Genomic DNA, 22499 nt, shown 5'->3' with positions numbered 1-22499 from the left:
CTTTTGTGTGTAAAATTAAAAAGTCGGAACCGCCGATTTTTGCTGCGGTGCGACATACGTGGCTATGCGAGCGCCGCTAAAATCCGCAGAAACACTCACTTTATGCGCACTTGCAGATTTACTGAAACTGGCTATATCCTGTATGCACAGCAATAGACCGGGGAGACCGGCGGGGGAGGATGGAACGTGTCACAGGTTCTGAACGGGGTGCGGGTTCTGGATTTCGGCCGGTATGTGGCGGGGCCATACTGCGCCACCCTACTTGGTTATTTCGGTGCCGAAATCATCCGCGTCGAACGTTTGGGCGGCGGCGAGGACCGGTTCATCACCCCGGTGACTGACACGGGCGAAGGGGCGGGATGGCTGCAGATGGGCGTCAATAAACGCTCCTTGACGCTGAACCCGACCAAGCCGGAGGGGCGCGAGGTGGTGCGGCGTCTGGTGGCCACAGCAGATGTGGTTGTCGCCAACCTGCCGCCGCCGGCCTTGGCTGCCATGGGCCTGGATGAAGACAGCCTGCGCGCCATCAAGCCTGACATCATCCCGGTCCTGATCTCCAGTTTTGGTGCCGCGGGCCCCTGGGCGGCGCGCGGGGGGTTTGATGGGGTCGGGCAGGCCATGTCGGGCGCCATGTATTTTTCCGGCACGCCCGAACAGCCCATGAAGGCCGGCGCACCCTATGTTGATTTCGGTACCGGAATGTTTGCTGCCCTGGGCGCCATGGCAGCGCTGATGGAGAAGCGGGCCACCGGCCGGGGACAGTCTGTCCAGGCCAGCCTGCTGTCCACCGGCGTGACCCTGTTCAACGCCTTTCTGGTGGAACAGGCGGTGACCGGCATCAACCGGGTCGGCACCGGCAACCGGGTCCAGACATCCGCACCGTCGGACGTGTTCGCCACCACGGACGGCCATGTCCTGATCCATACGGTGGGCGACGGCCTGTTTGCACGCTGGTGCGACATGGTGGGCGAACCTGAATGGAAAGCCGATCCACGCTTCGCCAGCGATCAGGCGCGCGGCGACAATAACCAGATTCTCTGCGCCCGCATGGCTGACTGGTGCCGAAACCTTAGCACCGATGAGGCGATGGAGGCCCTGGCGGCAGCGGGCATTCCCGGTGGCCCCGTCCTGTCACCCCAGCAGGTGCTGGACCATGCCCAAGTGCAGGCCTTGGGCCTGTTGCAGCCGGTGGATTATCCCGGCCTGCCACATCCAGCCCCAGTGGCCGGCCCCCCCGTCACCCTGTCGGCAACCCCCGGCAGTATCCGGTCACGCCCGCCCACAGTGGGTGAGCATACCGAGGTGATCCTGCGCGAACTGGGCTATGACGCCGCCGCGATTGCAGCCCTGCGTTCGGCCAGGATCGTTTGACGTACACAAAATACATGCTTTCTGTATGCAGAGCGATCTGCTATGTATGCGGAAAATGCGCGCCCGCTTATTCCGTTATCCCCAGGACGGAACAGGGGTGAAGACAGAGAAGGAAAGGGAAGGACCATGGACGCCCTGGAAATCGACCGTATCAAAGCCGGCATGAATTACGAATCCACGCGGGAGGGCCCACCGGATGGTTTTCCGGCGCTGCCGGAAATTCCCTCTGGGCGTTATGTCGATCCAGATTTTTATGAACTGGAGCGTCAGGCCCTGTGGCGGCGGACCTGGGTCTATGCCATCCACGCCGATGAGGTGCCGGAGATTGGGTCATTTTTGAAATGGGACCGGTTGGGCGATCCTCTGTTCTTTGTGCGCGGCGACGATAACAAGATCCGCTGCTTCTACAATACCTGCCGTCACCGGGGCGCGCCGGTGGTGACGGAAGAAAAGGGCAAGGGCCGCGGCATGGTCTGCGGCTATCATGGCTGGACCTATAATCTGAAAGGCGACCTGATCAATCTGCGCGACAAACGTGACTTTGTCGGGCTGGACCTGAAGTGCAAATCGCTGATCGAGGTCCGGTGCGAGAATTTCGGCAACTGGCATTTCATCAACATGGATGAAAATGCCGGGCCGCTGATGGACTATCTGGCCCCCGTCGTCCCAGATCTGTCGGAGTTTCAGCCACAAAACCTGCGTCTGGCGGACCGGCATGGGGTGGTGGTGAATTGTAACGTCAAGGTTCTGCTGGATGCGTTTCTGGAAGTCTATCACCTGAAATCCATCCACCAGAACACGGTGGATCGCTTCCTGGACCATCGCGGGTCGTTCATGACCCTGTGGCCAGGCGGCCATTCGCGCATGATCACCCCCAACCGCCGCCCCGACTGGCAGGACCCGGGTACCAAGGGTCTGCCCGACATCCCGACGGTGAGTGAGATCCCGCGCACGGCCAACGTGTCGATCAATGTCTATCCGAACATCGTAGTCCCCCCCGCGCCGACGGGCATGCCCTTCATCGTGTTTTGGCCCATTGATATCAGGCGCATGTATATTGAGGTGTGCTGGTTCTCCCCCGACTGGGGCGAGGGTCCGCGCCCTGAAATCTGGGAAACGCGCATCAGCAATTTTGACCGTATCCTGGAAGAGGATACCCAATTTGCCGACAGCATCCAGAAATCGGTGGAAAGCGGCGGCTTCACGGGCATTTCCCTGAATTATCAGGAACGCCGGATTTACCATTGGCACGAAGAACTGGACCGTCGCATCGGCGATGCGGTGCCCGACCATCTGCGGGTGGCGCAGGTGCTGGGTAAGTTCATCGAGGCGACAAAGGCGGCGTAAGCCCATCCCAGGCGTCACCCCTGGGAAAGCAGGGGTGACGCGCGAGAAAGGCAGCGTCAGCGCCCATTTCCGAAAGGTCCCATCCAAGTGACCCAACACCCGATCGGCATCACTGGTTTTGGCGCCTATATCCCCCGTCTGCGTCTGTCGCGTAAGGCAATGGCGGTTGCACTGGACTGGCTGGACCCTAACCTTGCCGCCCAGGGCAAGGGTGAACGGGCTATGGCCAACTGGGATGAGGACAGCCTGACCATGGCGGTGGAAGCCGCCCGCGATCTGCTGACCGCCCGTGCCCTTTGCCCCGACCGACTGGTCTTTGCGTCCACCACATTGCCCTTTCAGGACCGCTCCAATGCCGGCCTGATCACTGACGCCCTCGGCCTGGGAGAGACCACGCGCCCTGCTGATGCGACCGGCAGTCTGCGCGCCGCGACCAGCGCGCTGTTGGCCGCGCTGGAACAGTCGGGCACCACCCTGCTGACGGCGGGTGACCGACGGCTGGCCCGGCCTGGCTCTGTACAGGATTTCACCTATGGCCACGGGGCCGCCGCCGTCACGGTGGGGTCGGGACCGGGCGTTATCGCCGAGTTCCTGGGCGGGCACAGCCTGTTCCGCGATCTGGTGGACCATTATCGGGCGGAAGGCGAGATTGCTGATTACGTTCTGGAGGAACGGTGGGCACGCGATGAGGGCTATCTGAAGATTGTGCCCGCCGTCGTTCAGGGGGCACTGGCGAAGGCCGGGATCGGTGCCGATCAGGTGGATCATTTCATCCTGCCCGGCACCCAGGCCAAGATCCAGGTGACGCTGGCGGCGAAGCTGGGCCTGCGCCCTGACAGCGTGGTTGACCCGCTGGCGGCCACCGTCGGGGATACGGGTGCCGCACATCCGCTATTGATGCTGGCCGATATCCTGGGCCGTACGGCGCCGGGTCGGATTGTTCTGCTGGTTGGCTATGGCCAGGGGGCGGATGCCATCCTGTTGCGCACCACGCCGGCGCTGGCCGATTTCATCCCGGCCACCGGGGTTGCCGGCTGGCTGGCGCGGCGGCAGTCAGAGGATCGCTATCTGAAGCACCTGTCCTTTTCCGGGATGGTGGATATCCATTTCGGCATGCGGGCCGAACATGACAAGCGCACGGCCCATACGGTGGCCTATCGCAAGCGCGACATGGTGAATGGGCTGACCGGCGGGCGCTGTGGTTCGTGCGGCTGTGTGCAGTTCCCGCGCACCCGCGCCTGTGTGAACCCGGCCTGTGGCGCATTCAATACACAAACGCCGGTCCGGCTGGCCGATGAACCGGCGGCCGTCAAGACCTTTACCGAGGATTGGCTGGGCTTCACCCCCTGCCCACCGCTGGCCTATGGCAATGTCCAGTTCGCCAATGGTGCCAATGTGATGATGGAATTCACCGATATCCAGGCCGGACAATTGTCGGTCGGCCTGCCGGTCCGCCTTGTCTTCCGCCTGAAGGATGATGACGAGAAGCGCGGCTTCCGCCGGTATTTCTGGAAAGCGACGCCCGCCGTCGCCACCACGGTTTAAGGGGTTCGGCACATGGCCAAGGGTATCCGCGACAAGGTGGCGATCATCGGCATGGGCTGTTCGCGTTTCGGCGAACGCTGGGATGCCGGACCTGACGACCTGATGCTGGAAGCGTTTCAGGAATGTATCCAGGATGCCGGCATCGCCAAGACCGATATCCAGGCCGGCTGGATGGGCGTGTTCTTTGATGAACAGAGTGTGGGCAAATCCGCCCTGCCTTTGTCCATGGCCCTGCGTCTGCCCAACATCCCCGTGACGCGGGTGGAAAATCTGTGTGCCACGGGGACGGAGGCGTTGCGCGGCGCCGTCTATGCCGTGGCGGCCGGGGCCTGTGACATCGCCATCGCCATGGGTGTTGAAAAGCTGAAAGATACCGGCTTCGGCGGCCTGCCGGAGCGGACCAAGGGCACGTTTGAGGATCTCTGGCTGCCGCAGAACACCGCCCCCGGCGGCTTTGCCCAGTTGGGGGCCGCCTATGCCGCGCGCACGCGGACGGACATGGCCGACCTGAAACGCGCCATGGCCCATATTTCGGTGAAAAGTCACGCCAATGGTGCGTTGAACCCCAAGGCGCATCTGCGCAATCCCATCACCGAGCAGCAGGTTCTCGATGCGCGCATGGTGGCCTATCCGTTGGGCCTGTTTGATTGCGCCGGGGTATCGGACGGGGCAGCCTGTGCCATCGTCACCACCCCGGAGATTGCCAAATCCCTGGGCAAGCATAATCCGGTGACCGTCAAGGCGCTGCAGCTGGCCCCCAGCAACGGGGTGGAACTGGCGCATGGCTCCTGGGACGGGTCTTACACCTTGACCACCCGCATCGCGGCCAAACGCGCCTATGAGGAGGCGGGCATCAAGGACCCGCGGGCGGAGTTGTCGCTGATCGAGGTGCATGATTGTTTCTCCGTCACCGAACTGGTGGTGATGGAGGATCTGGGCCTGTCGCCGGAAGGCGGGGCCGTTGCCGACGTGATGGACGGGTTCTTTGACCGCGACGGCAAGATCCCCTGTCAGATTGATGGCGGCCTGAAATGTTTCGGCCACCCGATTGGGGCCACGGGCCTGCGCATGGTCTACGAGATTTATCTGCAGCTTCAGGGGCGCGCGGGCGAACGGCAATTGCCCGATCCGCGCTTCGGCCTGACCCACAATCTGGGCGGCCTGCCCAACCGCAACATCACATCGGTCGCCATTATCGGGCGGCTGGAGGGATAAGCCATGACCGAAACCAGAGAATGGGGCTTCAGCGAGGAAGAGTTGGCCAGCCTGCCCACCGTTTATCGCCCGGACCTGCTGGAGGACCAGGTGGTGGTGCTGTCAGGCGGGGGCAGCGGCATGGGCAAGGCCATGGCCTATCTGTTCACGCGGCTGGGCGCCAAGGTGATGATCTGTGGCCGGCGGGAGGAAAAGCTGGCCGAGACGCGCGACGGCATCCGCCGCCTGCTGGGCCGGGAGATCGCCATCATGCCCATGACCATCCGTGATCCCGACCAAGTGGATGCGCTGATGGACCGCACCATCGCGGAATTCGGGCGCATCGACCATGTCATCAATAATGGCGGCGGACAGTTCCCGCAGGCGGCGATCGACTTTTCCAAAAAGGGCTGGAACGCCGTTATCGACACCAACCTGAACGGCACCTGGCACATGATGCAGGCCGCCGCCAGGCGCTGGCGCGACCGGGGAGAGGCGGGGTCCATCGTCAATATTGTGGCCTATGTCGAACGCGGCATGCCGCAGGCGGCCCACACCTGTGCGGCGCGCGCCGGGGTGATCTACCTGTCCAAGACCGTGGCCACCGAGTGGGCGCCGCTGAAGATCCGGGTCAATTGCGTGGCGCCGGGCACCGTGGCGACCGAAGGTTTCAACGTCTATCCGCCAGAGGCCACCAAGCGCTTTGCCGACACCAACCCGATGCGCCGCATGGGCAATGCCTGGGACGTGGCCGAGGGTGTGGTCTATCTGGTTGCCCCGTCTGGCAAATTCATTACGGGCGAGATGCTGACCATTGATGGCGGCATGCAGATGTGGGGCACCGTCTGGCCCGGCGGTGTGCCGGACTATTTCAACGTGGTTTGACGGTCCTGACGAAAAAACAAACAAACGGGAGGCAACGCCATGGTCGGGCGTGTGGGTATCGGATTGCTGGGCCTTGTCGCCCTGTTGGTCGGCGGTACGTCCCTGGCGGCCCCGCCGGGTGGGGAAAGGGTGACATCCACCGATCAGTTCCAATCGGGCCGTGATGCCTTCGCCGACCCGGAAAAACTGCCGGGGGCGCCGCTGTATCAGGAAAACTGCGCCGGCTGCCACCAGGGCGGGGTCTACAAGGCGCCGCATCGGACATGGCTGGAAATGATGACGCCGGCCATGCTGTACAGTGCCATGAATGAAGGCATCATGCAGCCACAGGCTGCCCATCTGTCGCCCGAACAGCGTCAGCATATCGCTGAATATCTGTCGCGCCAGAAACTGGAGGCCTTCGCCAGCGAACCGAAACCCCGGCAATGTGTGGGCACAGCGGCAAATTTTGATCTGTCGCGTCCGGCCCCCCCGGTGGGCTGGGGCCATGATACCAGCCGGTTTGTGCCTGGTGATGTGGCCGGGCTGACGGCGGCCGAGGTGCCGAAGCTGCGCCTGAAATGGGCCTTTGCTTTCCCCAACGCTATGCGGGCCCGCTCCCAGCCCTCCATCGGTTTGGGAGCGGTGTTTGTGGGCAGCAAGGACGGCACCGTCTATGCGTTCGACCTGGAAACCGGCTGCGTGCGCTGGTCCTACAAGGCGCGGGCCGAGGTGCGAACCGGCATCGTGGTGGAAACCACCCAGACGGCGCCCAAGCTGTATTTTGGCGATGTCATGGCACGGGCCTATGCGTTGGATGCCCTGACGGGCAAGGAGCTCTGGGTCACCAAGGTCGATGACCATTCCAGCGCCACCATCACTGGCACTCCGGCCCTGTTCAATGACCGGCTGTATGTGCCCGTATCCTCGCTGGAGGTCACGGCGGCCGCCGACCCGGCCTATCCCTGCTGCACTTTCCGGGGGGCGGTCGCGGCCCTGGATACCGCGTCGGGCACCCCCATCTGGAAAAGCCACACAATCCCCGATGAACCCACCCAGAAAGGCACAACCAGTGTCGGCACGGCCATTCTGGCGGCCTCCGGTGCCCCGGTGTGGAACAGCCCGGCCGTGGATGCCGCGCGGGGTGTGCTCTATGTCGGATCGGGGGAGAATTACTCCAGCCCGGCCGATAGCAACAGCGATGCCATCATGGCCTTCGACCTGAAGACCGGGCAGCGGCGCTGGGTCAGCCAGACCGTGGCGCGTGATGCCTGGAATGTGGCCTGCATGATGGGGGACCACCCCAATTGCCCCACCGAACGCGGTCCGGACCTGGATTACGCTGCCTCACCCATCCTGGCCAACCTGCCCGGTGGCGGACAGGTGTTGCTGGGCGGCCAGAAAAGCGGTGTCGTGCATGGTTTTGACCCTGATACCGGCGCCATCCGCTGGAGCACGCGTGTCGGGCGCGGCGGGGTGCAGGGCGGGGTGCATTTCGGCATGGCGGCGGAAGGTTCGCGGCTTTATGTGCCGATCTATGACATGGCCAATGCCCGCGACGGCAGCACACCGACCGAACCGCCCCGCCCCGGCCTTTACGCCGTGGATGGCGCGTCCGGCGCATTGCTGTGGAGCCATCCGGCGGAGGATGTCTGCCAGGGCCGCGAATTCTGTGATCCCGGCATCACGGCGGCGATCACCGCCATGCCCGGTATCGTCTTTGCCGGTCATTCCGATGGCTGGGTCCGTGCCTATGACGGGGCCACGGGCAAGATTGTCTGGAAATATGACACGACCCAGCCGGTCATGGCCGTGAATGGTGTAGAGGCCAAGGGGGGCTCGATGAGCGGGTCCGGCCCCGCCATCGGCGATGGCCATCTGGTGCTGAATTCCGGCTATGGGCTTTATTTCAAGATGCCTGGCAATGCGTTGCTGGTGTTCGGCGTGGACGGGAAATAACGGCTTTTTCAGCCACCCGGTTCCAGTTACTCAACGCCCCCTCCTGGCGGTCGACGCCGGGAGGGGGTTTGTTTTTGATCTGATGCCCCTTGGGGTTTGGGAACCGCGCAGGTAACAGCCATAAAAAAGGATGGAGGATCAATCTGATCCCCCATCCCCTTATCGCCGGCGCCTGGTCGAGGCCGGTTTTACAGTACCAGCCCGATTGGATCTTCCAGCCGGCGGCCCAGGGCCGCCAGGAACTTGGCCCCCAGCGCGCCATCGACGGCGCGGTGATCGCAGGACAAGGTCAGGCTCATCACCGAGGCGAAGCGCACCCCGCCATCGGCGGTTTCGCGTGCTTCCCGCCTTGTGGTGCCGACGGCCAGGATGGCGCCCTGCGGCGGGTTGATAATGGCCTGGAACTGGCGGATACCGAACATGCCCAGGTTGGAAATGGTAAAGCTGCCGCCGCTGATCTCCTCCCTGGCGAGGGTGCGCTTGCGCGCCCGGTCGGCCAGGTCGGCCGCCTTCGCCGCGATGGACCAAGGGTCCAGCCTGTCGGCGCCGCGCACCACCGGCGTCAGCAGCCCGCCTTCCACGGCGACCGCCACTGAGATATCAGCGGTGCGGAAGCGACGGATGCCATCCTCCGCCCAATGCACATTGACATCCGGCACGTCCATCAGCGCCAGGGCCGCCGCCTTGATCAGCAGGTCATTGACCGACAGTTTACGGGGGCTGTTGGCCCGTGCATTCACCTGTTCGCGGAAGGATAACAATGCATCGACTGTGACGTCGCTGGTCAGATAAAAATGCGGGATCGTCTGCTTGGCATTGACCAAAGCCGTGGCGATGGCCCGGCGCATGCCGGTCATCGGCAGCAGGTCATAAGCGGTGTCGGGGGCTGGGACCGGGGCCGTCGGGGCCGCAGCCCGGTCAGCGGCGTCGCGGACATCCTGCTTGGTGGCATGACCCTTCGGCCCCGTGGGCGTGACAGTGGACAGATCCACCCCCAGATCACCGGCCAGCTTGCGTGCGGCGGGGCCAGCGGCGGGCGCCGGGCTGGCAACCACCACGGGGGCGGGGACGGCCAGGAGGCCGCGCGCCTTGGCCGCCGCCTGCACATCAGCCAGCGAGACCCGGCCCCGCGCGCCCGTGCCCGTGATGCCATGCAGACGCATGCCCAGCTTACGGGCGAACTTCTGCGCGATGGGGCTGGCATGGGGTTCAGGGCCGGTGGGTTGCGGCTGTGCGGCGGGTTCTGCGGCGGGCGCCGGGGCAGGGGAGGCGGACCCGCGTGAAGCGGCCGCCTTCTCCACATCTTCCTGACTGATCCGCCCCTTCTGCCCGGTCCCGGTCAGGGTTGACAGGTCAATGCCCAGCTTATTGGCCAGCCGCCGGGCCAGGGGACTGGCATGCGCCGCCTCGTTACGGGCGGAAAGGATGGCGGGATCGAGGGGGGGAGCAACGGGGACGTCGCTCTTCGCTGCCTCCCCCGCGAAAGCGGGGGTCCAGGGGCCGCTTGCACCAACGGTCGGGCTCGTGGCCCCAGCGTCCCCGCTTTCGCGGGGAAGGCTGGAAGCGATTTCAGTGGAAGAGGCGGACGGCGCCCCCCCCTCTTCCTTCGGCTCAAACGACACGTCGATGGGTTTGTACGCGGCCACAAAGGCATCAATGGCGCTGTCGGGAACGGCGGCATCGGCCAGTACCGCGATCAGGGCGCCCACAGGCAGCACATCGCCGGGCTGGGCCAATTGCCGGCGCAGCGTTCCGCCGACTTCCAGATCCAGGGTGTTGACGATCTTTTCCGTCTCGATATCGACCAGCTCGGCGCCCTTCTCGGCACGCGTGCCCACGGCCATATGCCAGTTGGCAACCGTGCCTTCTGACATTTCGATGCCCCATTTGGGCAGGGTGATCGGGTGGATCTCAGCCATCAGCCAGCACCTTGCGAACAGCGGCCTCAATCTGGGCGGGGCCGGGGACATAGGCGCGTTCCAGTTCGCGGGCGAAGGGAACGGGCGTATGGGGGGCGGTGACAATCTCGATGGGTGCCTTCAGGTCGCGGAAGCCCTTCTGCGCCACGATCGCGGCGATATCGGACGCCACGGAACAGCGCGGCGGGCTTTCATCCACCACAATCAGCCGGCCGGTATTCGACACGCTTTCCAGGATCGTCTCTTCATCCAGCGGGCTGGTGGTGCGCGGATCAATCAGGTCGCAGGTGATGCCCTCGGCATTCAGCTTATCCAGCGCCTTTTCGGCAAAGGGCACCATACGGCCGAGCGCCACGATGGTGGCATGCTCACCTTCGCGGACCAGGGCCGCTTCGCCGAACGGGATCATGTAATCGCCGTCCGGCACCTCGCCCTTACGGCTGTACAGCGCCTTATGTTCGAAGAACACCACCGGATCATCATCGCGGATGGCGGTCAGCAGCAGGCCCTTGGCGTCGTACGGGTTGGACGGCACCACCACCTTCAGCCCCGGCACCGCCGTCATGAAGGGGTAGATGGTCTGCGAATGCTGGGCGGCACAGTTCATACCGGCGCCGAACGACATGCGGATGACCAGCGGCGTGCGCGCCTTGCCCCCGAACATGTAGCGGAACTTGGCCGCCTGATTGAATATCTGGTCCATGGCCACGCCGACAAAATCGGCAAACATCAGTTCGGCCACCGGCCGCAGCCCGGCCAGCGCCGCCCCATTGGCCGCGCCAATGATGCAGCTTTCGGAAATCGGCGTGTCGATGACGCGGCCATCGCCAAACTTATGGATCAGACCCTTGGTCACGCCGAAAATGCCGCCGGCCGCGTCGCGCTGACCGGATGTGCCGCCAGCCCCGCCGGACACATCCTCGCCCAGGACGATGACGCGGGGATCGCGGGCCATTTCAAGATGCAGGGCCTCGTTCAGGGCTTCGCGCAGGGTGATGACGGGCATCGAACCTCTCCCGGTCAATAGCTGATATAGACGTCGGTCAGCACATCCGCCGCGGTGGGCGGCGCGGCTGACTTCGCGGCGACCGTCGCGGTATCGATCTCGGCCAGCACATCGGCATCAATGGCGTCCAGCGCGGCGGCATCGATCAGGCCCGCCTCTGTCACCCGCGCCCGGAAGCCGGTCAGGCAATCGCTTTCCTCGCGGAACTTCTCCACCTCGCCCTTGGCGCGGTAATTCTGCGGGTCACCCTCGAAATGCCCGAAATAGCGGGTGCAGGTGGCATAGACCGCTGCCGGGCCCCCACCGTTGCGTGCGATCTCCAGCGCCTGGCGCATCGCCTCGTACACGGAGAAGAAATCAAACCCGTCGGCGCGGAAGACCGGAATGCCGAACCCTTCCACCCGGCGGCCGAGATCCTGACCGGCCAGCGCATAGGCAGCCCCCGTATGTTCGGAATAGCCATTATTCTCGAACACGAAAATCTTCGGCACCTTCAGAACAGCGGCCATATTCAGCGCTTCCAGCACGGTGCCCTGGTTGGAGCCGCCATCGCCGGTGAAGCTGACCGCGACATGGCCTTCACCGGCCAGCTTGGCGGCGATGGCCGCCCCCACCGCAATGGGCGGGCCGCCGCCAACAATGGCATTGGCGCCCAACATGCCCTTGTCCAGATCGGCAATATGCATGGAGCCACCCTTGCCTTTGCACAACCCGTCAGCGCGGCCATAAATCTCCTTCATCATGCCGCCGACATCGCATCCTTTGGCAATACAATGGCCATGGCCACGATGGGTGGAGGCGATCCAGTCCTTGTCGGTCAGATGTTCGCACACCCCGACCGCCACGGCTTCCTGGCCGGCATAGAGATGGGTGAAGCCCGCAATTTCCCCGGTGCGGTTCTCGATATGAAGCCGTTCCTCGAACTCACGGATGGTACGCATGCGCCGATAGGCCTGAAGCAGGGCGTCACGGTTGAGTTGCATGGGTTGGTTCCTTGATGGGACTGACTGCTTTCATGACCCCCAACGCCTTCCCGGCGAAGGCCGGGACCCAGAGGTCACAAGGAGTAACGTCGAAGCTGCGTCAATCAACGCTGCCGCAAGGTGGGGGCTGCGGCCCCTGGGTCCCGGCCTTCGCCGGGAAGGCGGACTGCTCAATCCGGTCCGCCTGCTGGCCCATACACATAATCGTCGATGACCTTGTGGAAGTGACGGATGCGCAGTTCCTGGTCGCCCAGCCAAAGGCCGGGGAAACCTTCCGAATGCATGCCCAACTGCACGCCGGGAAGGTTGTAGGCGTCCTGATCCAAGACCTGGCCCAGCGACTTTTCCCCATGGCGGTAGAAACGATGTTCGGGCCGTTCCGGCTTTTCCTCCCCCTTCTTCAGAAGACGGAAGTTCTGCAGGTCGTAATACATCTTGTTGGGGTCGGTCGGATGCGGCCGCTGGCGAAACAGCATCAGATCATCCGCATGGACATTCAAGGTGATGTTGGGGAAGATCAGGTAATGGTAATCATCGGTCAGTTGGTCGTCATTCAGGTCCGAATAATCAAACCCCTGTGACGCCCCATTCTCCCGCTTCCATTTCTGCACCGCCAGCCGCACTTCCCGCGTCTTACCGTCGAAATCGGCGGGGTCCATGCCCGCCTGCTTCATGATCAGGCGGATCAGGGGCGGGATGTCTGAGGTTTCCTTCACGCGCGGGCTGGTGGTGGCGAAGGGGATCAGATAGCGGCTGTGCCGGTCATAACAGTCGATCTGGATGTCCAGATCATCCAGATAATAGAGCAGTTGCGGATGGATACCCTGCACATGGTAGCTCTCGTTGAAGGCATCAACGGACGCTTTCCAGTTGCAATCCCATTCGATGGTCCAGTCCCGCGTCAGGGCCATACGGTCGAAATGATAGGGGTCCAGATGTTCCGGGATCACGCCCAGGAACTCGGCCAATGGCTCGGCATCCTTGTTCAGGTTGTACCAGACAAAGCTGCCCCAGGTGTCACACGGCACCTCCGGCAGCCCCTGGCAGGGCGTGCCCTGGGGGAAGGTTTCTTTATCCGGGATACGCACATAATCACCGTCCAGGCCATATTCCCAATGGTGATAGGCGCATTTGAAGGTCTTCAGCTTGCCCATACCCGGCGGAACCAGCCGGTTGCCGCGATGCTGACAGACATTGTAGAAGGCGCGGATGGACATATCGGCCTGCCGGACGATCAAGATCGCCTCGCGTCCGATCTCCGTGCAGACATAATCACCCGGCTCCGGAATGTCATCCTCGCGGCAGCCCATCAACCAGCAGCGTTTCCACATCCGCTCCCATTCCAGTTTCATGAAATCGGGGCTGGTGTAGCGCTCCTTGGCAATGATGGCGTTCCCCAACTGCGGGTCCGGGGCTTTTTCGATGGGGGTGCGGGTGAAGTCACCCGGCTTGACCCGTTTGATCGGCATGATACGGCGCTCCCGGATCAGAAATGGACGCCCTTCGTATACCCACCATCAACAATCAGGTGGGTGCCGTTGATCCAGCTCGCGGCGGGGCTGGCCAGGAAGGCGACGGCCCTGGCCACTTCTTCCGCGGTGCCCATACGGCCAAACGGATGAGCAGCGATGGTGGCATTATAGAAATCAGGCTGGGAGGTCTGGATCATGTCCCAGGCACCGCCTTCGACAAAGATCGGGCCCGGCGACAGGGCGTTGAAACGGATGCGCCGCTTGCCGTGGAACTGGCCCAATTGCTTGGAATAGGTGATCAGGCTGGCCTTCAGCGCGTTATACGCCATGGGGGCCGCAAATGTTTCAATGGCATTGGTCGACACGATGAACACCACCGAGCCTTCACCGGATTTTTTCAAGAAGGGCACAGCGGTTTCCACCGCGCGCACCGACCCCATCACATCCACTTCGAAATTGCGCTGCCAGTTCTTTTCGCTGTCCATGCCGGCCCCGCCGGACACGTTGGGCACCAGGATGTCGATGCCCCCTAATTGTTCGGCAGCCTTGGCAATCCACGCCTTGTAGGCCTCGCCGTCGCGGACATTCACGGCCTCGCCCACGGCATTCACGCCCTTGGCGCGCAGCACGGCCAGCGTCTCCTCCACCTCTTCGGCGGTGCGGGAGCAGATGGCGATATCCACACCTTCATCGGCCAACGTCTCTACGATCTTGCGCCCAATGCCCTTGGTCGCACCGGTGACAACGGCCTTTTTGCCCTTCAGACCCAGATCCATCGCGTTTTTCCTTCCCTATGCATCGCGGGCTTCATCGCCTCTGCCCCCATGCTCCTTCGGAACAGGGGGACGCGCAAGCCTGCGCCTGTGCAGATTTTCATGCTCTGCCGGCTTTATATCAGCATCGGCGTTTTTCTGTATACAAAAAACTGTCCCTGCGTATAGATATGGGGAGAGGCCAGCGCGCAACACCGCGCGGCAGGCCCTGCAAATTCAGCACGCCGACGCTTTTCGATCAGAAGAACAAGCCGCCACGGCATGGATGGGGAGGACAGAGGTCCATGGATTTCCGACTGACAGAGGAGCAGCGGGAGCTGCAGGAGGCCGCGCGCCGCTTTGCCCAGGAACAGTTGCGCCCGCTGGCCAAACATCTGGACCTGACGGGCGAGGCCTGCCCGAAGGAATGGATCCGTAAATATGCGGATATGGGGTTTCTCGGTATAAATATACCGACAGAATATGGCGGCATGGGACTGGGCAATCTTGAAGCCCTGATCGTGCTGGAGGAACTGGCCAAAATCTCCTCTGCCGTGGCTTTTCCGGTGTTTGAAAGCTGCGTCGGCCCCGTCCGCGCCATCGAACATTTCGGTTCCAAGCAACTGCGCGACCGGGTGGTACCGGCCGTCTGTCGCGGCGACATGATCGTGGCCATCGCCATGTCGGAACCAGAGGCCGGATCAGCCCTGACCGATTTGACCAGCAAGGTCACCGAACGCGACGGCAAACTGTACCTGAACGGTACCAAACGCTGGTGTTCGGGCGGCGGCCATGCCGATGGTTATGTGGTTTATGTCCGCATGTCGGAAGAGGCGGGCGCCAAGGGAATCGGGGCCGTTTTTGTCGAAAAAGGCATGAAGGGCCTGACGTTCGGCGCCAACGAACAATTGATGGGGTTCCGGGGGATCCCCAGTTCCGACATCTATTTCGATGAGGTCGAAATCCCGCGCGAAAATGTCATTGTCGGCGCGGGTGGGTTCAAAAAGATGATGGAGGCGTTTGATCTGGAACGCTGCGGCAATGCCACCATGTCGCTGGCCCAGGCATCGGGTGCCCTGGAAGAGGTCACCGACTATGTACAGGAGCGTAAACAGTTCGGCCGCGCCATTGTGGAGTTCCAGGCGGTACAGATCAAGCTGGCCGAAATGAAGATGAAGGTGGAAGCCGCCCGTCTGCTGATCCACCGCGCCGCCAACAATGCCCAGGACGGGATGCCGTCCCTGCTTGAAAGCTCCGTCGCCAAATGTTTTGCCAATGAAATCGCCCGCGAAGTGACGGGGTCAGCGGTACAGTTGATGGGCGGATATGGTTATTCCCATGAATATGGCATGGAACGCCGTCTGCGTGACAGTTGGGGCTGGGGCATCGCCGGCGGTGCTGTCGATATCCAGAAGATCAATATCGCGTCCGCCATGGTCGGCCGCCGGTTCGACCAGCGCCGGTCATAAGGGGGCAACAGACATGGAACATGATGTCTGTGCGCTTGCCGACCTGCCCGATGGCGGCAAACTGCGCGTCGACGCCGGCGGAGAGGATGTCCTGCTCTGCCGCAGCAGTTCTGATATACGTGCGGTGCGCAACATGTGTACACACGCGGCCAGCACCCTGGAAGAAGGGCGGCTGCGCAATGGCATCCTGTCCTGCCCGCTGCATGGCGCCCGTTTCGATCTCAGCGATGGGGGCCGCTGCCTGGGTGGTGCCGGCTACCGCCCGCTGACCTTGTTCCCGGTGCGGGTGGCGGATGGACGGGTGCTGGTGACCGTGGAAGGGTAGGGGCCCTGCGGCCCGTGCCCCGCTCATACCGGGGTTAAACCACCCCCATACCGGCCCACCCCGCCAGTTCCGCCCGCACATCACGGCCCGCACCCAGCAGGACGGTCAGGAGCAGGCGGGCCTTGCGCCCGTCCAGGCTGCCGGCGTCGATCAGACCATTGGCGATCAGCCAGGCGGCAGTGCCATCGCCCTGATAGGTACCGTGGGCATCGGTGTCTCCCTGCGGACAGCGGCTGACCAGCAAGACGGGTTTGGTCGCGGCGATGGCGGCCAGCGGCGCCGCCAGGGCCTGGGGCACATGGCCCGATCCCATTGCTTCCACCACCAGCCCATCCCAGGCCGCATCGGCATAGGGCTGGACGCAGAGCGGGTCAGCATCCATGGCCACGGTCAGCAGACCAACCCGGAGCGCCGCCCGATCCGCCGGCCACTGATAGGGGCCGGGGGCCGGCAGGGGCGTCATGGCCAGGCGCACACGACCGGTGATGATGCTGCCCACCGGGCCCCAGCCCGGGCTGCCAAAGGCCGCGATGCGGCCGCTATCCATTTTGCGAACCAGCCGCGCATCATGAAGTTCACCGGCGACGGCCACCAGCACGCCAGGGCGATGGCCGGCCAATGACCGCGCCGCGATCAGCGCATCGCGCAGATTGCCCGGCCCTTCCGCGCCCGGCGCGTCGGCGGTACGCATTGACCCGGTCATGATGATGGTGGCGGTGGTCGGGACCAGCAGCGACAGAAGGAAGCTGCTTTCCTCCATCGTATCCGTCCCTTGTGCAACCACAAAGGCGCGGACACCCTCGGCATGGCGAAGCGTGATATCGGCGGCCAGCGCCCGCAGATCGGCCAGGGTCAGGTTCTGGCTGCCGACAGAGCGGAACGGGCGCACCGTCACCGGCCCGTCCAGATGGATGCCCGCCGTGCGCAGCAGAGCGGCACTGTCGGCAGGATCGGCCTTCCCCGCCAGTGACAGGATGGTCCCGCCCAGCAGGTAAATGACGGTCATATCGCAGGGGCCGGCCATGGTCACACCGATCAATGAACAGGATCGGCGCCTTATAACAGGGGTCAAGCATCCTGACCCCTGGCATTATCGCGCGCCCCGCAATCGCCCGGAAGCAACCGTCAATGCCAGCAGCCCCTCACTGGGCAGCGGCCAAGGTCTTCAGTTCCACGCCCGGATCGGCCGCCCTGTCGGCGTCGATCGCCGTGCCGCCGGTGATCAGGGCTTTGGCCTGGATGAAGTCGCGAGGGGCGTTCAGACAGTCAATGGCGATGATACGGCCCGCGCGCAGATACAGGACGGCAAAGCCGGGACCGGACGGATCGCCGCGCGGCACGATCCGGTCATAGTCCATGGCCAGACCCGCCGCCTGCATCTTCACGTCATACTGGTCAGACCAGAACCAGGGCAGCGCGCTGTAGGGCTTGCCCTGACCCAGCAGCGTGTCGGCCGCCACCTTGCCCTGATCCACGGCATTGGGCACCGATTCCAGGCGGATGGCGCGTCCCGCGAAGAGATTGGGATGCAGGGCACAATCACCGATGGCCAGAATGTCAGGGTCCTCGGTGCGACAATGGGCATCGACCACCACCCCGTTGGGGCAGGGCAGGCCCGCTGCCGCCAGCGGTTCGACATTGGGGATGATGCCAATGCCCACCACCACGATATCGGCAGGGACCTGGACCCCATCAGACAGTTCCACGCTTTCCACCCGCGCCCCGCCATGCAGGGCCGCGACCTGGGCCGACAAGCGCACATCCACCCCGTGGCGACGATGAAGGTCGGCGAAATAGGCCGATACGGGCGGGGAAGTGACACGGGCCAACAGACGATCCTGCGCCTCCAGAACCGTCACCGGATGACCCAAGCCGCGCAACACCGCGGCGGTTTCCAGCCCGATGTAACCGCCGCCAATAATCACCACCCGCGCCGCCGGCGCCAGATCGGCCTTCAGCCCGTCTATATCGGCGATCGAGCGGATGGCATGCACACCGGCCAGGTCGGCACCAGGACAGGACAGTCGGCGGGGCCGGCCCCCTGTGGCCCAGACCAGCTTGCCATAGGTGACCCGACGACCCTGCGTCAAGGTCAGCACCCGCGCCCCGCGATCCACCGCCCCGATCCGCTGCCCGGTCAGCAGCGTCACCTGCTTTTCCAGCCAATAATCCGGCTTGCGCAGCAACAGCTTTGCGGCATCCCGCTTCCCCGACAGGTAATCCTTCGACAGGGGGGGGCGTTCATAAGGGGCGTGATTTTCATCCCCGATCAGGGCCAGACTGCCGGCAAATCCGCCCTGCCGCAGCGATTGGGCACATTGCGCGGCCGCCTGTCCGGCCCCGGCAATGACGATGTCATAATGATCGGCCTGCGCCATTATCCCTGATCCATCTCTGTTCCGTGCCGGTCCTGATGCCGGCCTTTTCCGCCCCCGGTTCCCGCAACAACAATGATCTCAAGGCAAACCGCGCCCTGCCCTGTTTCAGGGTTAGGGACATGCCCCTCCTTGCCAGCGTGAAACCCGACGAACGGCACCCGCGTGATGTCAGCCTTATTCCGCCGCCCGCTGCCCTGTCAGGGAGATATATTCGGCGAAGATGTCGCCCTGGATGGTCGTATGCTGGCGCAAGCGACGATAGGCCATTTCCGGATCGCCCTGCTGTACCGCCTCCAGAATGGCGGCATGGTCGCGCAGATTTTCATCCGCCCGGCCCGGATAATTCAACTGATAGCGGCGATACGGAACCAGTTGCAGCGCCAGCTTGTCCGTCATCTCCACCAGCACATCATTATGGCTGCCCCAGACCAGAAGCTGATGGAACTTGCGGCTGGCCGCGTAATATTCATCCTGGCGACCGGCGTTGTAATGTTCCTCCGACAGCTTGTGCACCTCGGCCAGCTTGGCTTTTTCTTCCGGTGACATGCGGCGGGCGGATAGTTTGGCGCACAGGCCCTCCAGTTCCGACATGACCTCAAACATATGGATCATGCGGCGGATATCCATGCTGGCCACCACCGCCCCCTGGCGCGGCCGCTTTTCCACCAGCCCGGATTCCACAAGTTGCAGCACCGCTTCGCGCACCGGGGTGCGCGAGATGCCAAACCGGCTGGCGATCACTTCTTCATCCAGGCGGGAACCAGGACGCAGACGGCCCATGAATATGTCCTGCTCCAGGGACACACGCACATGTTCGGCATGGGTCACGTGTGTGGGCTTGTTCATCCGTCCTCCGCCGCGCGCCCGCGCGTCACCTTAAGGTAAAACTCTGCCAATCAAGCGCCATCCGGCCCCGGCAAAGGGGAGAAGCACCGGTGTCATGTATCGGTCATGGCCGGGGACAAGTCAAGCCATCGTGGCGCGATTTGAATACGTAAGAGGCCAAGATTGCATACTCAAACCGGGCATTCTTCTCACTGATCCTGTCCAGAAGCGGTGCTAGATCGGGCCCCGAACCCGCCGGAAGGGGCGGAAAGGCGGCGGATCAGGCAGCGCTCAAGCCACTTCCTGCGTCCGCGCACATTTTCTTCGTTCGTATACATTGCGCGCCGTAAAAAAATATTATACTGTTCAGACCGTATCCAGAAACACGGCGCTCGCCCGTGCGGATAAGAGCTTCATGTATCCGGTGATCGGGTGCCGGAATTTCCCAAAAACGTCGCCAGCCTGTGGCGACAGACAAAGCCGCCGAACGCGGCACCAAGGGAGGAACAGACGATGTCACGGACATACCGTGTGACGGGTTGGCGCTTGTGTGCCAGTGCCGTTGCCATGATTGCCTCGATGCCGGTGCTGGCCCAGGAGGCCACCCCCGCTGGGGGAACCCAGACCGGCACACAAGCCATCGGGCTGGACGAGATTGTGGTGACGGCCAACCGTCGACAGAGCAACCTTCAGGAAACGCCGGTGGCCGTGACGGCCTTTACCCCGGCCATGTTCGATGCCGCCCCGCCCAAGGATCTGGGGGACATTGCGGCCTATGTGCCCAACTTCTCCGCTGCGCGCGTTACCGGCTTTAATGCCGCCTCCTTCGCCATGCGCGGTGTCGGCCAGGTGGACATCATCGTCTATTCCGAAGCGCCGGTGGGCGTGATGCTGGACGATTTTGTCATGCCCAGTGTACAGAGCCAGCTCTTGGACACGTTTGACGTGGAGCGGGTGGAAGTGCTGCGCGGGCCGCAGGGCACGCTGTTCGGCAAGAACACCACCGGTGGCGTTGTCACCGTTTATACCAAAAAACCCTCCCTGACCGATCAGGCCAGCGAAGTGCAGTTGACCGCCGGCAGCTTCGGCACCCGGTCGGCCAAGGCATCGCTCAATCTTCCCGTGGTGGAAGATAAGCTGGGCGTGCGTCTGGTTGCCGCCTATAACAAGTCCGATGGGTATTACAAGAACGGCGCCTGCTATGGCCCGGTGCCTGGCAGCAATGCCCGTGGCTGTGGTGACGGCTCCACCCTGGGTGGTGAGGACATCTTCAACGGCCGGGCCAAGCTGTTGTGGAAACCCACGGAAAATGTCGAGGCCCTGTTCCAGGCGGAGCGGGTGCGTGACAATTCCGACAGTGTGCCCGTGGTCAACACCACGCCCTCGGACAATCGCTGGGCCTTCTTTAATCTCGGCTTCAGCCAGGATGCCGGTGACCCGCTGGACAAGGCCGGTATCACCAACCGCGATGACAGCCTGCTGAACATGTCGGACGGGCATCAGGTCGATGTCGATGGCTATTACAGCACCATCAACTGGGACGCCGACAAGGTCACCCTGACCTCCGTCACCGGCTGGCGTAAGCAATATTCGCAATTGCCCAGCACCTACACGGGTGAGGTCGGCCCCATCTCCCTGTTTGACGCCAACCGGACCGACCTGCGCAAGACCTTCCAGCAGGAATTCCGCATGGCGTCCAACTGGGACGGCCCCGTACAGATGGTGGCGGGCGGCTTCTATCAGAAGAATGACGTCAATTTCTGTGTGGGACAGGTTCTGGGCTTCCTGGACCTGTTCGGCGTGACGCTGCCGTTTGGCACCTTCAACAACAACCCGCAGGTTCTGTGTAACCAGGAACGTCAAAAGGCCTATGCCGCTTATGGCGACGTCACCTGGGAGGTGAATGACAAGTTGACTCTGGTCGGTGGGGCGCGCTGGACCAAGGAAAAGAAGGCCTGGGCCGGGCGCAACCAGGTGTTCGTGCAGGCCCTGTCCGGCACCTTTGACCCGAATTTCACCTGGAACAAGCTGGGCAAACTTCTGAATGCCGGCGATTTCAACAAGTATCCGACCGGTGTGGTGCGCGACAGCGAAACCTGGTCAGAGCCGACCTGGCGGGCCAGCGCGTCGTACCAGGTGACTGACGACCTCATGGCCTATGCCACCTATTCGCGTGGCTTCCGCTCGGGCGCCTATAATGACCAGACGGGCACCACCGGTGTCGCCATCCCGGCCCTGGGCGCGCGCCCGACCAACCCGGAACTGGCCGACAGTTATGAAGCCGGTATCAAGACCGACTTCCTGGATAATCGGGCACGCCTGAACGCCACCGCCTTCTATGTCAACTACACCGACATGCAGCGCGGGCTTGTCGCCACCCTGACCAATTCCTTCGGTCAGCAGGTGCAGGAAACCCGCTTCTTTAATGCCGGTGAAGCCACCGTGAAGGGGTTGGAACTGGAAGGCAGCATCCTGCCGATGGACGGGCTGGAAATCCGCGGTGTCCTGGGTTACCTGGACGCCCAGTATGACAAGTTCGAAGCCGATACGGATTTCGATGGCGACATCGATATCGACTTCTCCAACCGGCCCTTGAACCGTGCGCCGAAATGGCAATGGTCGCTGGATGCCACCTACACCCTGGATCTGGCCGACAAGGGCGAAATCCTGTTTAACGGCGCCATCCAGTTCGAAGATGAAAACGGCTATGTCTATTCCGATGTCAGTTCGGAATTTGACAGCAAGCTGGTCAAGAAGACCCTGCTGAACGCGGCCATCACCTGGCACGATGCAGAAGACCGTTACACGATCCAGGCTGTCGGCCGCAATCTGACCGACAAGCGGTATAACACCGCCACCAACGTGGTCGGCGCGCTCTGGACCTTCTCCACCTATGGCCCGCCTCGTTATTACGGGCTGACCCTGGGTGCCAAATTCTAAGGTTACCTGTCGAAGCGTGAACTCCCGATAGGCAAACTGGGGGGCCGGTCATCAACCGGCCCCTTTCTTTATTTTCCGTAATTTAAATTACCGCGTTTTTATGATAGGTCGGGTGGATTCTATTTTGAAGTGCGACTCTCCTTTATAATC

17 protein-coding genes are annotated in these 22499 nt (G+C 62.9%); 9 read left to right on the top strand and 8 right to left on the bottom strand.

Going from position 1 to position 22499, the window contains the following annotated elements:
- Positions 1-186 precede the first annotated feature (186 nt).
- The 6 genes from CHU95_RS05010 to CHU95_RS04985 all read left to right on the top strand — a co-directional run bounded on the left by CHU95_RS05010 (position 187) and on the right by CHU95_RS04985 (position 8280).
- Positions 187-1371 (top strand): CaiB/BaiF CoA transferase family protein, encoded by a 1185-nt coding sequence (locus CHU95_RS05010; protein ID WP_094454360.1) that lies wholly within the window; start codon positions 187-189, stop codon positions 1369-1371.
- Between the two features lie 126 nt (positions 1372-1497).
- The gene (locus CHU95_RS05005; RefSeq protein WP_094454358.1) at positions 1498-2718 is read left to right on the top strand and encodes an aromatic ring-hydroxylating oxygenase subunit alpha; all 1221 of its coding nucleotides are present in this window, start codon (positions 1498-1500) and stop codon (positions 2716-2718) included.
- An 87-nt stretch (positions 2719-2805) separates the two neighbouring features.
- Positions 2806-4263, top strand: coding sequence for a 3-oxoacyl-[acyl-carrier-protein] synthase III C-terminal domain-containing protein (locus CHU95_RS05000; RefSeq protein ID WP_245837880.1), 1458 nt, complete (start codon positions 2806-2808; stop codon positions 4261-4263).
- A gap of 12 nt (positions 4264-4275) precedes the next feature.
- Positions 4276-5478: an acetyl-CoA acetyltransferase gene (locus CHU95_RS04995; protein ID WP_094454356.1), complete on the top strand. Its 1203-nt coding sequence runs from the start codon at positions 4276-4278 to the stop codon at positions 5476-5478.
- Between the two features lie 3 nt (positions 5479-5481).
- Complete coding sequence (locus tag CHU95_RS04990; protein WP_094454354.1) at positions 5482-6342, top strand: SDR family oxidoreductase; 861 nt, start codon at positions 5482-5484, stop codon at positions 6340-6342.
- Positions 6343-6381: 39 nt separating this feature from the next.
- The gene (locus CHU95_RS04985; RefSeq protein WP_094454352.1) at positions 6382-8280 is read left to right on the top strand and encodes an outer membrane protein assembly factor BamB family protein; all 1899 of its coding nucleotides are present in this window, start codon (positions 6382-6384) and stop codon (positions 8278-8280) included.
- A gap of 188 nt (positions 8281-8468) precedes the next feature.
- Here the strand turns inward: CHU95_RS04985 and CHU95_RS04980 are convergent, their stop codons facing one another.
- The 5 genes from CHU95_RS04980 to CHU95_RS04960 all read right to left on the bottom strand — a co-directional run bounded on the left by CHU95_RS04980 (position 8469) and on the right by CHU95_RS04960 (position 14436).
- Complete coding sequence (locus CHU95_RS04980; RefSeq protein ID WP_165772021.1) at positions 8469-10199, bottom strand: 2-oxo acid dehydrogenase subunit E2; 1731 nt, start codon at positions 10197-10199, stop codon at positions 8469-8471.
- Positions 10192-11205, bottom strand: coding sequence for an alpha-ketoacid dehydrogenase subunit beta (locus CHU95_RS04975; protein WP_094454348.1), 1014 nt, complete (start codon positions 11203-11205; stop codon positions 10192-10194). The genes CHU95_RS04980 and CHU95_RS04975 overlap by 8 nt, the downstream gene beginning before the upstream one ends.
- Before the next feature lie 14 nt (positions 11206-11219).
- Positions 11220-12188 (bottom strand): thiamine pyrophosphate-dependent dehydrogenase E1 component subunit alpha, encoded by a 969-nt coding sequence (locus CHU95_RS04970; protein ID WP_094454346.1) that lies wholly within the window; start codon positions 12186-12188, stop codon positions 11220-11222.
- A 170-nt stretch (positions 12189-12358) separates the two neighbouring features.
- Positions 12359-13657: an aromatic ring-hydroxylating oxygenase subunit alpha gene (locus CHU95_RS04965; protein ID WP_207762381.1), complete on the bottom strand. Its 1299-nt coding sequence runs from the start codon at positions 13655-13657 to the stop codon at positions 12359-12361.
- 17 nt (positions 13658-13674) lie between these two features.
- Positions 13675-14436, bottom strand: a complete 762-nt coding sequence (locus CHU95_RS04960) for an SDR family NAD(P)-dependent oxidoreductase (RefSeq protein WP_094454342.1) — start codon at positions 14434-14436, stop codon at positions 13675-13677.
- Between the two features lie 281 nt (positions 14437-14717).
- On the opposite strand from CHU95_RS04960, the gene CHU95_RS04955 reads away from it, so the two are divergent.
- Both CHU95_RS04955 and CHU95_RS04950 read left to right on the top strand, forming a co-directional pair.
- A complete protein-coding gene (locus tag CHU95_RS04955) occupies positions 14718-15881 on the top strand; it encodes an acyl-CoA dehydrogenase family protein (RefSeq protein WP_094454340.1) in 1164 nt (387 codons plus the stop codon).
- Between the two features lie 13 nt (positions 15882-15894).
- Positions 15895-16206, top strand: coding sequence for a Rieske (2Fe-2S) protein (locus tag CHU95_RS04950; protein WP_094454338.1), 312 nt, complete (start codon positions 15895-15897; stop codon positions 16204-16206).
- A 34-nt stretch (positions 16207-16240) separates the two neighbouring features.
- Here the strand turns inward: CHU95_RS04950 and CHU95_RS04945 are convergent, their stop codons facing one another.
- The 3 genes from CHU95_RS04945 to CHU95_RS04935 form a co-directional block, all read right to left on the bottom strand.
- Positions 16241-17212, bottom strand: a complete 972-nt coding sequence (locus CHU95_RS04945) for an asparaginase (RefSeq protein ID WP_165772020.1) — start codon at positions 17210-17212, stop codon at positions 16241-16243.
- A 136-nt stretch (positions 17213-17348) separates the two neighbouring features.
- The gene (locus CHU95_RS04940) at positions 17349-18584 is read right to left on the bottom strand and encodes an NAD(P)/FAD-dependent oxidoreductase (RefSeq protein WP_094454334.1); all 1236 of its coding nucleotides are present in this window, start codon (positions 18582-18584) and stop codon (positions 17349-17351) included.
- Between the two features lie 174 nt (positions 18585-18758).
- Positions 18759-19430 carry a GntR family transcriptional regulator gene (locus CHU95_RS04935; protein ID WP_094454332.1) on the bottom strand — a complete coding sequence of 224 codons (672 nt, stop codon included), beginning with the start codon at positions 19428-19430 and terminating at the stop codon, positions 18759-18761.
- 492 nt (positions 19431-19922) lie between these two features.
- On the opposite strand from CHU95_RS04935, the gene CHU95_RS04930 reads away from it, so the two are divergent.
- A complete protein-coding gene (locus CHU95_RS04930; RefSeq protein WP_094454330.1) occupies positions 19923-22349 on the top strand; it encodes a TonB-dependent receptor in 2427 nt (808 codons plus the stop codon).
- Positions 22350-22499 lie beyond the last annotated feature (150 nt).

Source organism: Niveispirillum lacus, from assembly GCF_002251795.1.
Classification (GTDB): Bacteria; Pseudomonadota; Alphaproteobacteria; order Azospirillales; family Azospirillaceae; genus Niveispirillum; species Niveispirillum lacus.
Note: the sequence above shows the minus strand (reverse complement) of the source record. Positions and strands in the feature narration are given on the sequence as shown.